Consider the following 15,744-nt stretch of genomic DNA (forward strand, 5'->3'; position numbering starts at 1 on the left):
TCAACGGGCCAGGCCGCGCGCATGCCGCTGCTCGACCCAGAGGCTGTAGCGTGACATGGCCGCGCAGACCACAAAATAGATGGCGGTGATGAACAGATAGCCCTCCACCATGAACGGGCGCCACTCGGGATCGCCGCTGAGTGCCAGGCCCAGCGATCCGGTGAGCTCGTAGAGGCTCACGATGGTGATCAGCGAGCTGTCCTTGAAGATCGAGATGAAGCTGTTCATCAGCCCCGGCACCACGGCGCCCAGCGCCTGGGGCAGCACCACCAGGCGCTGCGTCTGCCACCACGAAAGACCTATGCTGTTCGCGGCTTCGAGCTGGCCCTGGGGAACCGACTGCAGGCCCGCGCGCACGGTCTCGGCCAGATACGCGGCGGCAAACAGCGAGATGCCCAGCAGCACGCGAATCAGCACGTCGGGCGTCGCGCCCACGGGCAGGAACAGCGGAAACAGAAAGCTCGCCATGAACAGCACCGAGATCAGCGGCACGCCGCGCACCAGCTCGATGAACAGCGCGCACAGGCCGCGTATCGCGGGCATGCGCGAGCGCCGGCCCAGCGCCAGTGCCACCGCGAGCGGGCAGGCCAGCACGATCGACAGCGTGGTCAGCATCAGCGTCAGCGGCAGCCCGCCCCAGCGCTCGGTGGGCACTTCGGCCAGGCCGGCAACGCCGCCCAGCATCAGCGCGAAGAACACGGCCCAGACCAGCACCCAGGCGAGCACCAGCCAGCGCGTCCAGAACTGGCGCACGCCGCTGGCGATCACCAGCACCAGCAGCAGCGCCGTGGCCAGCACCGGGCGCCATTGCTCTTCGAGCGGGTAGCGGCCCAGCAGGATCAGCCGGTGTTTTTCGGTGATCACGCCCCAGCAGGCGCCCACGCCGCGCGCGGCCTGGCAGGCGTCGGCGTCGGCCTGCCAGACGGCGCGCCACAACAACCAGTCGAGCGCACCGGGCAGCGCCCACAGCGCCCAGGCGAGCAGCGCCAGCGTGGTCAGCGTGCTGACCCAGCTGCCGAACAGTTCGCGCCGCACCCAGGCGCGCAGTCCGCCAACGCGCGGCGGCGCGGTGCGCGCCGCAATCATTTCTGAGGGCTGCATGCTCATGGCTCCTGCCGCGCGAGATCGCGCTGGTCGAGCCGGCTCATCAGCAGCGCCGTCGCCAGCGACAGCGTGAGATAGACCGCCATCACGATGGCGATGCACTCGAGCGCGCGGCCGGTCTGGTTGAGGCTGGTGTTGGCGATGGACACCAGATCGGGGTAGCCCACGGCCACGGCCAGCGAGGAATTCTTGGTCAGGTTCAGGTACTGATTGGTCAGCGGCGGCGCCATCACGCGCAGCGCCTGCGGCCCGGTGACCAGGCGCAGCGTCTGCCAGCGGCTCAGCGCAATGCTTTGCGCGGCTTCGATCTGGCCGCGCGGCACGGCGGCGATGCCGGCGCGCACGACTTCGGCGATAAAGGCCGCGGTGTAGAACGTCAGGCCCGCGAGCACCGCGAGAAATTCGGGCGACAGCGCGGCGCCGCCGTCGATGGCAAAGCCGTCGATGGCCGGAACGCTCCAGTGCCAGCCTTCGGTGCCATGCTGCGGAAACGGCAGCACCAGCCCCGACTTGCTGAGAAACACCGATTGCCCCCAGGTCCAGGCTTCGGTGGTGTCGGGCAGGTATTCGACCAGCAGCAGATACCAGACCAGCAGTTGCACCAGCAGCGGCACATTGCGGAACACTTCGACATAGCCGCGGCACAGCGCGCGCACCGGCAGGTTGCGCGAGAAGCGCCCCACTCCGACCAGCGCGCCCAGCAATGTGCTGAGCACGATGCCGGCCAAGGCCACGCGCAGCGTGTTGAGCAGGCCGACGAGAAACGCGCGCCAGTAGGTGTCGGTGGACTCGAACGCGATCGGCTGTTCGCCGATGTCGAAGCCCGCGGTCTGGCCCAGAAAGTCCCAGCCGCTGCGTATGCCGCGCGCGGCCATGTTGGCCTGGGTGTTGTAGACCAGCCAGCCCAGCAAAGCCACCACGCCCAGCAGCGCCAGCAACTGCCAGACGCGCGCGCGCGTCGCGGGGTGGTGCCACGACCAGCCCGCGCGCGGGCGCGCCGGCGCAGGCCGCGCGGGAATCAACGCTGCCGCACGCTTTTCGCTCATCGCACCGGCAGGGCGTACATCAGGCCGCCGTCGGTCCAGAGCTTGTTCTTGCCCCGGGCCAGGCCGACCGGCGTCTTTTCGCCGACGTTGCGCTCGTAGATTTCGCCGTAGTTGCCCACGGCCTTGATCGCGCGCACCAGCCATTCCTTGTCCAGGCCCAGCAGCTTGCCTGTGTCTTCGGTCTTGCCCAGCAGGCGGCCTATGGTCGGGTCGGTGGTCTCGGTCTTGAGCTTGTCGACGTTCGCCTGGGTGATGCCGTTCTCTTCGGCTTCGACCAGACCGTGCACGACCCAGCGCACCACGGCCAGCCATTCGTCATCGCCACGGCGCACCAACGGGCCCAGCGGCTCCTTGGAAATCAGGTCCGTGAGAATGACGTGTTCCTTCGAATCCTTGGCTTCCTTGGCGCGCACCGAGGCCAGGCCCGACGCGTCGGTCGTGTAGGCCTGGCAGCGGCCCGCGAAGTAGGCGGCGTTGGCGGCGTCGAACTTGTCGAACACCACGGGCTTGAGGTTGAGCTTGTGGATGCGCGAGAAGTCGGTCATGTTCTTCTCGGAGGTCGTTCCGGCCTGCACGCAGACGGTCGCGCCCTTGAGCTGCTTGGCGCTTGTGACCTTGGTCTTGGCCGGCACCATGAAGCCCTGGCCGTCATAGAACACCACGGCGGTGAACGCCAGGCCCATGGACGCATCGCGCGTCAGCGTGACCGAGGTATTGCGCGACAGCACATCGACTTCGCCCGACTGCAGCGCGGTGAAGCGCTGTTGCGAAACCAGCGGCACCCACTTCACTTTGTTGGCATCGCCCAGCAGCGCCGCGGCGATCGCCTTGCCCACGTCCACATCCAGACCGCTCCACTGGCCCTTGCTGTCGGCGGCCGAGAAACCGGGCACGCCGCTGCTGATGCCTATGCTGATCTGGTCGCGTTGCTTGATGGTGTCTAGCGTCTTGCCCGCATGGGCCGTAGTCACCGCGGCCAGCGCCAGGGCCAGCAGGGATAAACGGGAAATTTTCATGGATGCACCTGTAGCTGTGATGTGAAAAAGACCAGCGCGCAGGGTAACGCAAGTGCTGCGCGCTGCGCCGGGTCTTCAAGCCTCTAGGTTATCGCGGTTTTCCGCGACCCCTATGCGCGAAAAACGACTAAGCGCGCCGCAGACGGTCGACTTCGGCTTGCAAGTCGCGTGCCCAGGTGCGGCGGTCGCGGCCGTCTGCCGTCTGCGCCTGGCCGTAGCCCACCCGCGCAATGATCGCCGGCGCGCTGAGCGTGCGCCACAGCGAAACCCATAGCGGCGTATCGCCCGCGTAGATCGGGGCTTCGCTGTCTTCGCCCGTCGCCGGGTCGATGAAGCGCAGGCCCAGCGGCTGCACGGGCGCGCCCGACTGCAGCGCGGCTTCGATCAGGTTGGCGCGAAACGGCAGCAATTCGCGGCCTTCGCCGGTCGTGCCTTCGGGGAACACGGCCAGCACATCGCGCTGTTCCAGCGCCTGGACCATGACGTTCACCATGCGCAGCGTGTCGCGGCGCGAGTTGCGATCGATGTAGAGCGTGCCCGCGGCGCGTGCCAGCGTGCCCAGCACGGGCCAGGACGCGACATCGGCCTTGGAGATGAAGCGGCAGTGGCGCGCCGCATGCAGCACCGGAATGTCGAGCCACGACAGATGATTGGCGACCAGCAGCACCGGGCCGTTGGCCGGCGGCGTGCCGTGCACCTGTAATTCGACGCCCACGCGCGGCAGCAGGCCGCGCGCCCAGGCCTGGACATGGGCGTTGCGCTGCTCCACCGACAGGCGCGCAAAGCGCGTGGAGATGATCCACAGCCCATGCAGCAGATGGCCTGCGAGGCGCAGCAGGCGTGCGCCGGCGCGGCCGCGCCGCACCCAGCCAGACTCAGCCACGCTCGAACGCAATGCGCCCGGCGACCAGCGTGCAGCGCACACGGGCCGGCAGCTCGTAGCCGCCGAACGGCGTGCACTTGCCCTGGCTCACCAGCGCGGCGGGCGAGACTTCCCAATGGGTTTCGGGATCGACGATGCACAGGTCGGCGGCGCCGCCCACCTGCAGCTGGCCGATCTGCGACTGCAACTCGCCCAGCGCCGTGCCCAGCACGCGCGCGGGCGCGGCCGTGACGACTTCGATGGCGCGCGCCAGCGGCACTTCCTGCGCCTGCGACCATTTGACGGCCAGCGACAGCAGCAGCTCGACGCCGGTCGCGCCGGGTTCGGCTTCGGCGAACGGCAGCACCTTGGCGTCGTCATCGACGGGCGTGTGATCGGACACCAGCGCATCGATCGTGCCGTCGGCCAGCGCAGCCGACAGCGCATCGCGGTCGCGCTGCTGGCGCAGCGGCGGGTTCAGCCGCGCGCTGCTGTCGAAGTAGCCGATGTCGGTGTCGGTCAGGTGCAGCGAATTGATGCTCACGTCGGCCGTGACGCTCAGGCCTTCGGCCTTGGCGCGGCGCACCAGCTCGACACCGGCGGCGCTCGACAGGCGGCACAGGTGAACGCGCGCGGCCGTGCCGCGAATCAGCTCGAAGATCGTGTGCAGCGCAATCGTCTCGGCCGACACGGGCACGCCCGACAGACCCATGCGCGTGGCCAGCGGGCCGCTTGCGGCAACGCCCTTGCCCAGGTGCATTTCCTGCGGGCGCAGCCAGACCGTGTAGCCGTAGGTCGCGGCGTATTGCAGCGCGCGCTGCAGCGTCTGCGTGCTGGCCAGCGGCACATCGGCCTGGCCGAAGCCCACGCAGCCCGACTCGGTCAGCTCGTTCATTTCGGTCAGCACTTCGCCGGCCAGGCCGCGCGTGAGCGCGCCCAGCGGGAACAAACGCGACTGGTGCAGCTTCTCGGCGCGGAACTTGAGCATCTCGACCAGGCCTTGCTCGTCGAGCACGGGGTCGGTGTCGGGCGGGCAGACCAGGCTGGTCACGCCGCCGGCGACGCTGGCCGCCATTTCGCTCTCCAGCATGCCTTCATGCTCGTGGCCGGGCTCGCGCAGGCGCACGGCCAGGTCGACCAGACCGGGCAGCACCCAGCTGCCCTTGGCGTCGATCACGCGATCGGGCGTGAAGCCTTCGGGCGAGGTGCCGATGGCGGCGATGCTGCCGGCGTCGATGGCGATGTCGCAGACCTGGTCAAAACCGCGGGCCGGGTCGATGACGCGGCCGTTCTGGATCAAGAGTTTCATGGTGTCTTCAGGCTTCATTGCCGGCAACGATGGACATGACGGCCATGCGCACGGCGATGCCGAACGAGACCTGCGACAGGATCACGGCCTGCGGGCCATCGACCACTTCGGAATCGATCTCGACGCCGCGGTTGATGGGCCCGGGGTGCATCACGATGGCGTCGGGCTTGGCCAGGCGCAGCTTCTCGGCGGTGAGACCGAAGGCCTTGAAATATTCCTGGCTCGACGGCAGCAGCGCGCCGGTCATGCGTTCGTTCTGCAGGCGCAGCATGATGATCACGTCGGCGTCGCGAATGCCTTCTTCGAGCGTGTGGAACACACGCACGCCCATCTGCGCCAGTTCGGCCGGCACCAGCGTGCGCGGGCCGACGACGCGCACTTCGGCCGCGCCCAGCGTGGTCAGGGCGTGGATGTCGGAGCGCGCCACACGCGAGTGCAGCACATCGCCGACGATGGCCACGCGCAGGTTGGAGAAGTCCTTCTTGTAGTGGCGTATCGTGTACATGTCCAGCAGCCCCTGCGTGGGGTGGGCATGGCGGCCGTCACCGGCGTTGACCACATGCACGTGCGGCGCGACATGCTGGGCCACGAGGTAAGGCGCACCCGACTCGCTGTGGCGCACGACGAAGATGTCGGCGGCCATGGCCGACAGGTTGGCGATGGTGTCGAGCAGCGACTCACCCTTGCTCGCCGAGCTGCGCGCGATGTCGAGATTGAACACGTCGGCCGACAGCCGCTTGGCGGCGATCTCGAACGTGGTGCGCGTGCGCGTGCTGTTCTCGAAGAACAGGTTGAACACGCTCTTGCCGCGCAGCAACGGCACCTTCTTGACTTCGCGGTCGTTGACGCTCACAAAGTTGGCGGCGGTGTCGAGAATGTGCGTCAGGATGTCCTTGGACAGGCCTTCGGTCGACAGCAGGTGAATCAACTCACCGTTCTTGTTGAGCTGGGGATTGCGCTTGTACAACACGGTCAGGCCTCTTGGATGCGGAAATGGAAGCGTCCCTGGTCGTCGCGCGCCAGCGCCAATGCCTGGGCGGCCGGCAGCGCGATGCGCGCCGCGGCGAAGTCGGCCTGGATGGGCAGCTCGCGGCCGCCGCGATCGACCAGCACGGCCAGGCGCACGCAGTCGGGCCGGCCGTAGTCGTAGAGTTCGTTGAGCACGGCGCGGATGGTGCGGCCCGTGTAGAGCACGTCGTCGAGCACCAGGATGTCGGCGCCGTTGACGTCGAAGTCGATCTGCGTCTGGGCGCTGGTGGCCATGCCGCGCTGCGCGAAGTCGTCGCGGTGCAGCGCCGAAGACAGCACGCTGGGCGTGCCGGGAAGATTCAGGTCCTTGTGCAGGCGTTCGACCAGCCAGGCGCCGCCCGAAGTGATGCCCGCCAGGCGCGTCGACGCTCCCATGAGGCTGCGCACGCCGCGCAGCAGTTCACGGTACAGCGCCTCGGCGTCTAGCACCAGGCTGCCGCTGCCGGCGCCGCCGGCGATGGGATCGTTCATGGAAGACTCCTCAGAAACTGTTCAAGAATGATGCAGGCCGACGCGGCATCGGCGTCGCGCGCGCCGCCCGACAAGGCTTCGGTCGTGCTGTAGCGCTCGTCGACTTCGAACACCTGCAGGCCGAAGCGCCCGCGCAGCTGGCGGCCGAACTTGAGCGCGCGCGCGGTGTTCTCGTGGGCCGCGCCGTCGGGGTGGTAAGGCACACCGATCACCAGCGCATCGGGCTGGAATTCCTTGATGCGCGCCGCCACCTGCAGCATGCGCGCATCGGCGCCTTCGGCCTTGATCGTCGCCTGCGGAGTCGTCAGACCCATCATGCGGCTGCCCGTGGCCACGCCCGTGCGCTTGGTGCCGAAGTCGAAGGCCAGGAAACTCTGGAAATGCGCGGGCACGACCACGGCGGCGCGCAGCGGCGCATCCGTGGAGGCGCGCGCGGGCGACGGTGCCGCTGGCACCGTATCGGGAGAATCGCTCATGCGTGCCCCACTTCCGGGGACAGCGACCAGGCCTGCAGGCCCAGCAGCGCCAGCGCGCGGTCATAGCGCTCGGCCACAGGGGCTTCGAAAATCAGCCCCACGTCGGCGCCCACCGTGAGCCAGGTGTTTTCGGACAGCTCGGATTCGAGCTGGCCTTCGCCCCACGAGGCATAGCCCAGCGAGACAAACACGCGGCGCGGGCCGGCGCCATTGGACAGCGCCTCGAGCACATCCTTGGAGGTCGTCATTTCGAGGCCTCCGGGGATGGTCATGGTCGAGGCATAAATGGATTCTTCGGCGACGATGCCTTCGGCAAGGAAAGCGTCGTGCAGCACGAAGCCCCGGTCGGTCTGCACCGGGCCTCCCCGGTACACCATGTCGGTGCGCAGGTCTTCACGTCCGAGGGAAAGGTCGATCTTGTCGAGCAGGCCTTCAAGGCTCAATGGCATGGGCTTGTTGATGATCAAGCCCAGAGCGCCACGCTCACTGTGCTCGCACAGGTACACCACGCTGCGCGAAAAAGACTCATCTTCGACGCCGGGCATGGCGATCAGAAAATGGTGCGTCAAGTTGATAGGCGCAGAATCAGCGGGCATTCTTTGATTTTAACGGTGAACCATGGCACTTTCGGGACCTGTGGGCTTGGTCTGGTTGCGACGCGACCTGCGCACGCGCGACCACGCCGCCCTTTTTCATGCCTTGCGCGGCTGCGCGCAGGTGCATTGCGTCTTTCTTTTCGACGACGCCATCCTTTCGCCGCTGCCGCGCGCCGACCGGCGCGTCGAGTTCATCCAGGGCAGTCTGGAGTCGGTCGATGCACAGTTGCGCGCGCTGTGCGGCCATGAAGACGCCGGCCTGATCGTGCGCCAGGGCCTGGCCGAAGAGGAGATTCCGCGGCTGGCCCAGCAACTGGGCGCGACGGCAGTCTTCGCCAACCACGATGACGAGCCCCAGTCGCTGGCGCGCGATGCGCGCGTGCGCGGCCTGCTGCAGGCGCAGGGCGCGGCGCTGCACACCTACAAGGACCATGTGATCTTCGAGCGCGACGAAGTGCTGACGCTCGCCGGTGCGCCGTTCAGCGTGTTCACGCCCTACAAGAATGCCTGGCTGCGCAAGCTCAATGCGTTCTATCTGTCGTCTTACCCCGTCGAGCGCTACGCGGCCCACCTCGCGCCCCGGCCCACGGGCGAGCGCCTGCCCACGCTCGCCGAAATCGGCTTCGAGCCGACCAATCTGCCGCAGCTGGCACTGCCCACGGGCAGCGAAGGCGCGGCCCAGCTGCTCGCCGACTTCCTGCCGCGGCTGGCGCAATACGGCGACACGCGCGACTTTCCCGCCATCAAGGGCCCCAGCTATCTGGGCGTGCACCTGCGCTTCGGCACGGTCTCGATACGCGAACTCGCGCGCCTGGCCTGGACCGAATCGTCACAGAACCAGAGTCCTGGCGCGGCCGTGTGGCTCAGCGAGCTGGTGTGGCGCGATTTCTACCACCAGATCCTGGCCCACCACCCGCGCGTGGTGACCCAGGCCTTCAAGCCCGCCTACGACGCCATCGTCTGGGAAAGCGGTGCCGAGGCAAAGCGCCTGTTCGCCGCCTGGTGCGAAGGCCGCACGGGCTATCCGCTGGTCGACGCGGCCATGGCGCAGATCAACCAGACCGGCTACATGCACAACCGGCTGCGCATGGTGGTGGCGAGCTTTCTGGTGAAAGACCTGGGCCTCGACTGGCGCTGGGGCGAGCAGTATTTCGCCGAACACCTCAACGATTTCGATCTGGCCGCGAACAACGGCGGCTGGCAATGGGCAGCGTCCACAGGCTGCGATGCCCAGCCCTACTTCCGCATCTTCAACCCCATCAGCCAGAGCGAAAAGTTCGATGGCGTGGGCCGCTTTATCCGCCGCTATGTGCCGCAGCTGGCCGCCCTGCCCGACAAGCTGATCCACGCGCCGTGGAAGGCCGGGCCGCTGGAACTGGCGGCGGCGGGTGTGTCGCTGGTCGATGCGGGCCAAGCCCTGGGCGCTTCAAGCTACCCGCGCCCGCTGGTGGACCATGCCGAGGCAAGGGACAGGACGTTGCGACGCTTCAGCGTGGTCAAAGGGGCCGTGGACTCTCAATAAACAGCAGAGAATCCGAGCCCCGCTCGTCCTGAGCGGGGTAAGCGAGTCGAGGTCTCGCAAGGCATCAAAAAGAAACAGCGGGCCTCGACCCCCGTTCGTCCTGAGCCCGTCGAAGGATGAACGGCCTGCGCTCAAGGCAGAGGACGGGCCGTTCATGGTTCGACAGGCTCACCACGAACGGTTCTCCGTTCGTGGTGAGCAGGCCGCGTCGAATGATGAACGGTCCGCCCTCAAGCCGCAGGCACCGCCATCGCCAACGCCGCGTAATGCTGCACCAGGCTCAGCAATTCCTCATCGGAATACGGCTTGCCCAGATAGTGGTTCACGCCGATCTGCTGCGCATGCTCACGGTGCTTTTGCGCGATGCGTGAGGTGATCATGATGATGGGCAGATCGTGCAGCCGTGCGTCGGCGCGGATGTTGCGCGCGAGATCGAAGCCGTCCATGCGCGGCATCTCGATGTCGGACAGCACCACGGCCGGGCGCGCGCCCTGCAGCTTCTCCAGCGCCTGCAGACCGTCGGACGCGACTTCGACACGGTAGCCTTCGCGCTGCAGCAGGCGCTGGGTCACGCGGCGCACGGTGATGGAGTCATCGACCACCAGCACCAGCGGCACTTCGCCCGCGCCCGCGGCCTGGGGCTGTACGGTGGCGACGCCGTCGCCGCCGGCCAGTTGCTGCGGCGTCACCGCAGGCTGGCGCCGCAGCTGCTCGCGCACCTGCTCGCCATACACCGTGGCCAGCGCCACCGGGTTGTAGATCAGCACCACCGCGCCCGAGGCCAGCACCGACATGCCGGTCAGGCCCGGCAGGCGCGCGAGCTGCGGGCCCAGCGGCTTGACGACCAGTTCCTGGTTGCCCAGCACTTCGTCGACATGCAATGCGAGACGCTGGGCCGCGCTGCGGAAAATCACCACGGCGCGGGTCTTGCCCACGCCTTCGAGGCTTTGCGGCGACGACTGCCACAGCGCACCGCCCCAGAAGAACGGCAGGCTTTCGTCGCCGCCCGCATCCGCGAGCTGGCCGCTGGCATAGGCCTGCTCCAGATTCGCCAGCGGCACGCGGCGCACGATTTCCACCAGATTGGCGGGAACGCCCACGGCGAACTGGCCCACGCGCAACATCACCACCTGCGTCACCGCCGTGGTCAGCGGCAGCACCAGGCCGAACGACGAGCCTGTGCCCGGCGTGCTGTGGGTTTCGATGCGGCCGCCAAGTGCGTTGACTTCGGAGCGCACCACGTCCATGCCGATGCCGCGCCCTGACACGCCCGTGACTTCGGTGGCCGTCGTGAAGCCCGGCTGGAAAATCAGCTGCCCGGCTTGTTCGGCCGTGATGGCCGCGTCTTCGGCCACGAGGCCGCGCGCCACGGCCACGGCCTGGATGCGCTTCAAGTCCAGGCCCGCGCCGTCATCGTCGAAACGCACGCGCACGTCGTTGCCTTCGTGCTGCAGCGTCACGGCGATGGTGCCGGTTGCATCCTTGCCCTGGACTTCGCGCTGCGCGGGCAGTTCGATGCCATGCGCCACGCAATTGCGCAGCAGATGTTCGAACGCCGGCACCATGCGGTCGAGCACGCCGCGGTCCATTTCAATGGTACCGCCGACGATGTTCAGCCGCACCTGCTTGCCCATCTCCTTGGAGGTCTGGCGCACCACGGCGTACAGGCGCTCGGAAATGGCGTCGAATTCGACCATGCGCGTGCGCAGCAGATCGCGCTGCAGATCGCGCGCCTGGCGGCCCTGGGCGACCAGATCGTCTTCGGCCGCGGCAAGATCGCGCTGCAGATTGCGCTGCACCGTGGCCACGTCGTTGACCGACTCGGCCATCATGCGCGTGAGTTCCTGCACGCGCGTGAAGCGGTCGAACTCCAGCGGATCGAAGCCCGCGGCGGAATCCTTGGAAAGCGCCAGCCGCGACTGCATCTGCGTCTCGGCCTGGACTTCGATGTCGCGCAGCTGCTGGCGCAGGCGCTCGAGGTTGCCGTTGAGGTCGTAGAGCGAAGCGCGCGCCTGCACCAGGCGCGCATCGATGCGCGAACGCGCAATCAGCACTTCGCCCGACTGGTTGATCAGCCGGTCGAGCAGTTGGCCGCGCACGCGCACCGACTGCTGCGAGGCCGAGCGTCCGCCCGTGAGCGGAGCAATCGGCGTGAACGTGGGCGCGCGCCGGCCCTCGATGCGTTCGCGCACCGGCTCGGCCGCCTGCGGCGCGGACGCAGCGGCAGGTGCCGTGGCGAGGTCGTCGCCCAGCGCGCGCAATGCCGTGAAATGGTCATTCAGAATGTCGAAACTGCCCAGCAGCGGTTCGATCTGCGCGGCCTGGGCTTCGTGCGCGTCTATGTGCTCGATCGCCGATTCAAGCCGGTGGGTGATTTCGCCCAGGCGCATCGCGCCGGCCAAACGGGCACTGCCCTTGAGCGTGTGCAGCGCGCGCAGGCTGGCATTGCGCGCGTCCAGCCGTTGTGGATGCCCTGCCCAGTCGCGCAGCGCCGTGCCCAGCACCGGCAGCAGCTCGGCCGCTTCTTCCTCGAAAATCGGGAACAGGTCGGGATCGAGCGCATCGAGCACTTCGATGTCGTCATCGATGGCGCTGTCCATGCCCGCGGCGATCGCGTCGTGCCGCGGCGCCAGCACTTCCGGCTCGAACGCCGCGATCGCGGGCGCAGGTTCGGGTTCGGCCTCGAGCACCGCCTCAAGTTCAGATGCGGGCTCGATCACCGGCTCGGGCTCAGCCTCGATCACCGGCTCGGGTTCGGGCTCGATCACCAGTTCGGGCTCAGGCGCAGATTCGGGCGCCTCAGCCTCTGGCGCCGCCACCTCGGCGACCGGTTCATTTGCATCGGCGCCCAGCTCCTGGGCCCAGATTGCATCCTCGGCATCGAGGCCCAGCGCAGCGCTGCTCTCGCCCGCGAGGCTGTCGACTTCGCTGTCGAGCACCTGCTGCAACGCCTCTTCCACGGACGCCAGCGGCGTCTTGAGAAAGCCCGCGGCGAACTGGTGCAGCAGGCGGCGGATCTCATTGGCCGCGGCCTGGAACACGACCAGCTGCTGCGCATCGCCCGCGCCCTGGGGCCGGACATGCATCAGCGCGTGCTCCAGCGCGCGCGACAGGCGCGACAAGTCCTTGAAGCCCACGGTCGCGGAACTGCCGGCGAGCGAATGCGCCCAGCCCACGGCTTCCTCGGGCTGCGGACGGTGGGCTTCGAGCGCCCACTCCTGCAGCGCCACTTCGAGGCGACGCGACCATTCGTCGGCTTCGTTCAAATAGACGTTGTAAAGCGGCAGATGGATGCGCAGGCCATCGATCACCTTGACGTTGTCGTCAACGGCTTCAGTTGCCAATTCGGACTCTGCAGCGGTTGCCGTCTCTGGCTCCACGACCGCTGCGACCTCGGGCTCGGGCTCCGCTTGCGGCCAGGATTCAGGCGCGGGCTCCTCGACACCCACGGCTTCGGCAACCGGCGCGGCCGGCTCCCATTTCCAGTTCTCGTCGAGCGGCTCGGCCACAGGCGCGGGCGCGGGCGGCAATTCAGGCTGCGGCTCGGGCTGCGCCACGTCGTCCTCGATCTGGGTATCGTCCCAGCCGGGCGTATCGTCCAGCCACTCGTTGCCTGTTTCGACGGGCGCGGGCACCACGGGCTCGGTTTCCTGCGCGGGCACTTCGGTCACGTCCTGCGGAGCATCCTGCGGCTCGGTCGCGGCAGAGGCCTCGGGCAGTTGTTCGCTGGCTTGCAGCGCGGATTCAAAGGCGGCGAAGTCGATTTCCTCGACCACACCCGGCAAATCGGGCAGCGGCGTGGTGTCGACAGCGGCCTCGGTGTCCTCCACCCCCGCCAGGCTGGCTGCGGGCAAGGCTTCTTCGGCGGCCGGCGTTTCCACGCGCTGGCCGCGGCGCAGCGACGGCTGCAGCGCCACGGGCGCGCGCTGGCCGTCGAGGCGCATGGCATCTGCGGCCGCGCGAAATGGCGTGGCCGACCAGTCCTGGTCCCGGCCGTCGGCGATGGCCTGGGCCCAGACGGCAAACGCCTGCAAGGCCTCACGCGCCAGCGCCTGCCAGGCGGCGGGCATGGGCTTTTGTTCACCCAGCCAGGCGTTGAGCATCTGCTCCATGGCCCAGCCGGCTTCGCCGAACTCGTCGAGTCCGACCATGCGCGCGCTGCCCTTGAGCGTGTGAAACACGCGGCGCAAGCTGGTCTGCGCATTCCATTGCGCAGCATCGCTCTTGAGCGCGTCGAGGTCTTCAAGGCCTTGGCGCACGACATCGCGCGCTTCCTCGAGGAAAATTCCGCGCAGTTCTTCGTCGGTGTCTTCCTCGGCCAAACTGAGCGGCGCGGGCGCGGGCGCGGCAACGGCGGCCGGCTCGGGCTCGACCACCACCGGTGCTTCGACGGGCGGTGGCTGCACAGCCACCGGCGCCGGCGGCGCGGCGACCGGAATGACCGGCGGCAAGGGTTGGGGCGCGCGCGCTTCGACACGCTGGCTGCGCTCTTCGGGCGCGTCGTTGGCACGCACGCGGTTGCGACCCATGATGATGCGCAACTCGCCCGACGCTTCGTCATAGACGAACAGCTTGCGCGCCAGATTGCGCTGGTAGCTGAGCATGTCGATCAGAAAGCCCAGCGCGCCGAGGTTGTTGCCCAGGCGCGCAAAGACCTGCGGCTGCTCGGCAGCGGGAATCTCGTCGCGCATCAGCTGCTCGACGGTATCGCGCATGCGCACCACGGCCAGGCAGGCCTGCTCCAGGCCCAGCACCGACAGCACGCCGCGCATCTGCGCCAGATGCTGGGCCGCCTTGGCCAGCACCTCGACCTGGGCCGGCTGGCGGAAGAATTGGTCGAGCAGGTGCTCGGCCTCGGCCAGGGTCGTGCGCAGTTCGCCGACCACGCTGCCCATGGTCTGGCCGTCGCTCACATGCCGGTAGAGGTCTTCCATCCAGGGCTCTAGCGGCTGCGACTCCATGCCTTGGCGCACTTCGTCCAGGCGCTGGGCAAGCCGGCCGGAATGCGCGGCCATGGACTCGTCGGCGAGTTCGGGAGAGGTGAGCGCTGCCTGCAAATAGAGGATGGCGGTCGCGACTTCGAGCGCCAGCGCGGGCGCCGGCGGCTCGCCGCTGCGCGCCATCCATTCGATCACGCGCTGCAGCGCGCGTGCCAGCCCGGTGCTGTCGGGGTAGAGTTTGTTGAGCGAGTCGCAGACCTGGCTGAACTGTTCGACCACGGGCTTGATCTTGCTGCGGTCGCCGCCGGCGAGTGCCGACCAGCATTCGGTCGCCGCGGCCACGCGCTTGCGCGCCTGCGCCAGCAGCGCGGGATCGAAACGGCCAAAGCGCGCGCGCTCGTAATCGACCAGCGGATGGCGCGCCAGGCCGAAGGATTCGCGCACCGCGCGCAGCACCGGCGCCTGGGCGCTGGCGTCGGCCGGCTCGACGGCCTGGGCGCAGAAGAACAGCAGGTCCTGGGTCAGGCGCTCGGGCAGGCGGTTGTCGCCCTTGGCCATGGCCGCGTACTGCATCAGCACGCGCGAGGCCGCGCGCTTGGCGTAGAGATCGGGCTTGACCAAGCCCTGCGCGAAGGCATCGAAGAAGCCGGCGGCAATCTTCCAGAACGTGCGTGCGCCGGAGTCGGTCTGTGCGGCGACAAAGCCCAGGCAGGTCGCGCGCAGCTGGGCCGCGGCCGCGACATTGCCGGTCTTGACCAGCGTCAGCACGCCCGCGTCGAGCAGCGCGCGCGCCTGCGGGCCATAGGCCAGCGCCGGCGTGCTTTCGGGCAGCGCGGGTTCGCGCATGCGGCGTTCGGCGGGCCACAGATCGGCCGGATGCACCTTGTCGTTGCCGGCCAGCGCCTGCACCGCGCGGTATTGGGGAAACAGCGCGACCGCGGGCACGGACCTGCCGGCCAGCAGCGTATCGAGATATTCGAGCAGGGCGAAACTGGCGTTTTCCAGTGTGCTTGCGGCTTCAGGAGTGCAGCGCTGGGGATCTTGCTCCAGGCGCAGCACCGCAGCTTCCATCGCATGCACGAGGCGCGCAGCGGCGCGCAGGTCGACCATTTCGAGCGCGCCACCGACCTGGTGCAGCGCCTGCTGCACGGCCACGGTATCGAGCACGGCCTGGCCACCGTCCGGCGTCAGTTCCGCCTCGCGCGCGAAACGCGCCAGCGACTTGGCCGCGCCTTCGAGCGATTTGCGCAGTTCATCGATGACCCATGCCAGGGGCCCGAGGTCCTGCTCGCCCTGCGCCGCGTCGGCCGATGCAGAGGGAAAAAAGGCGTCAGTGGAAGACATTCGGAACTCCCCGGCGCTCAGGCGCCGGT

11 protein-coding genes are annotated in these 15,744 nt (G+C 68.2%); 1 reads left to right on the forward strand and 10 read right to left on the reverse strand.

Annotated features, from left to right (window positions below; genetic code table 11):
* From KHY18_RS11785 to KHY18_RS11825, 9 genes are all read right to left on the reverse strand, one after another.
* On the reverse strand, positions 1–1,101 hold the full coding sequence (locus KHY18_RS11785; protein WP_502768758.1) for an amino acid ABC transporter permease: 1,101 nt from the start codon (positions 1,099–1,101) through the stop codon (positions 1–3).
* A gap of 2 nt (positions 1,102–1,103) precedes the next feature.
* On the reverse strand, positions 1,104–2,150 hold the full coding sequence (locus tag KHY18_RS11790; RefSeq protein WP_213299742.1) for an amino acid ABC transporter permease: 1,047 nt from the start codon (positions 2,148–2,150) through the stop codon (positions 1,104–1,106).
* Positions 2,147–3,166, reverse strand: coding sequence for an amino acid ABC transporter substrate-binding protein (locus KHY18_RS11795; protein WP_213299745.1), 1,020 nt, complete (start codon positions 3,164–3,166; stop codon positions 2,147–2,149). The genes KHY18_RS11790 and KHY18_RS11795 overlap by 4 nt, the downstream gene beginning before the upstream one ends.
* 127 nt (positions 3,167–3,293) lie before the next feature.
* On the reverse strand, positions 3,294–4,031 hold the full coding sequence (locus tag KHY18_RS11800; RefSeq protein ID WP_213299829.1) for a lysophospholipid acyltransferase family protein: 738 nt from the start codon (positions 4,029–4,031) through the stop codon (positions 3,294–3,296).
* 10 nt (positions 4,032–4,041) lie between these two features.
* The gene (locus KHY18_RS11805) at positions 4,042–5,337 is read right to left on the reverse strand and encodes a dihydroorotase (protein ID WP_213299748.1); all 1,296 of its coding nucleotides are present in this window, start codon (positions 5,335–5,337) and stop codon (positions 4,042–4,044) included.
* Between the two features lie 7 nt (positions 5,338–5,344).
* The gene (locus tag KHY18_RS11810) at positions 5,345–6,307 is read right to left on the reverse strand and encodes an aspartate carbamoyltransferase catalytic subunit (RefSeq protein WP_213299751.1); all 963 of its coding nucleotides are present in this window, start codon (positions 6,305–6,307) and stop codon (positions 5,345–5,347) included.
* A gap of 2 nt (positions 6,308–6,309) precedes the next feature.
* Complete coding sequence (pyrR, locus tag KHY18_RS11815; protein WP_213299754.1) at positions 6,310–6,837, reverse strand: bifunctional pyr operon transcriptional regulator/uracil phosphoribosyltransferase PyrR; 528 nt, start codon at positions 6,835–6,837, stop codon at positions 6,310–6,312.
* Complete coding sequence (gene ruvX / locus KHY18_RS11820; RefSeq protein ID WP_213299757.1) at positions 6,834–7,313, reverse strand: Holliday junction resolvase RuvX; 480 nt, start codon at positions 7,311–7,313, stop codon at positions 6,834–6,836. Before ruvX ends, pyrR begins: the two co-directional genes overlap by 4 nt.
* Positions 7,310–7,909 (reverse strand): YqgE/AlgH family protein, encoded by a 600-nt coding sequence (locus KHY18_RS11825; RefSeq protein ID WP_213299760.1) that lies wholly within the window; start codon positions 7,907–7,909, stop codon positions 7,310–7,312. The genes ruvX and KHY18_RS11825 overlap by 4 nt, the downstream gene beginning before the upstream one ends.
* A gap of 22 nt (positions 7,910–7,931) precedes the next feature.
* On the opposite strand from KHY18_RS11825, the gene KHY18_RS11830 reads away from it, so the two are divergent.
* Positions 7,932–9,431, forward strand: a complete 1,500-nt coding sequence (locus KHY18_RS11830; RefSeq protein WP_213299763.1) for a cryptochrome/photolyase family protein — start codon at positions 7,932–7,934, stop codon at positions 9,429–9,431.
* A 230-nt stretch (positions 9,432–9,661) separates the two neighbouring features.
* On the opposite strand, the gene KHY18_RS11835 is transcribed toward KHY18_RS11830, so the two are convergent.
* On the reverse strand, positions 9,662–15,715 hold the full coding sequence (locus KHY18_RS11835) for an Hpt domain-containing protein (RefSeq protein WP_213299766.1): 6,054 nt from the start codon (positions 15,713–15,715) through the stop codon (positions 9,662–9,664).
* Positions 15,716–15,744 lie beyond the last annotated feature (29 nt).

Source organism: Acidovorax sp. CCYZU-2555 (genome assembly GCF_018413525.1).
In the GTDB taxonomy this organism is placed as follows: domain Bacteria; phylum Pseudomonadota; class Gammaproteobacteria; order Burkholderiales; family Burkholderiaceae_C; genus Comamonas.

Coding starts and splice junctions, on each gene's coding strand:
- KHY18_RS11835 (WP_213299766.1), bottom strand. CDS start 15,715: ATGTCTTCCACTGACGCCTTTTTTCCCTCTGCATCGGCCGACGCGGCG.
- KHY18_RS11830 (WP_213299763.1), top strand. CDS start 7,932: ATGGCACTTTCGGGACCTGTGGGCTTGGTCTGGTTGCGACGCGACCTG.
- pyrR (WP_213299754.1), bottom strand. CDS start 6,837: ATGAACGATCCCATCGCCGGCGGCGCCGGCAGCGGCAGCCTGGTGCTA.
- ruvX (WP_213299757.1), bottom strand. CDS start 7,313: ATGAGCGATTCTCCCGATACGGTGCCAGCGGCACCGTCGCCCGCGCGC.
- KHY18_RS11785 (WP_502768758.1), bottom strand. CDS start 1,101: ATGCAGCCCTCAGAAATGATTGCGGCGCGCACCGCGCCGCCGCGCGTT.
- KHY18_RS11825 (WP_213299760.1), bottom strand. CDS start 7,909: ATGCCCGCTGATTCTGCGCCTATCAACTTGACGCACCATTTTCTGATC.
- KHY18_RS11795 (WP_213299745.1), bottom strand. CDS start 3,166: ATGAAAATTTCCCGTTTATCCCTGCTGGCCCTGGCGCTGGCCGCGGTG.
- KHY18_RS11805 (WP_213299748.1), bottom strand. CDS start 5,337: ATGAAACTCTTGATCCAGAACGGCCGCGTCATCGACCCGGCCCGCGGT.
- KHY18_RS11790 (WP_213299742.1), bottom strand. CDS start 2,150: ATGAGCGAAAAGCGTGCGGCAGCGTTGATTCCCGCGCGGCCTGCGCCG.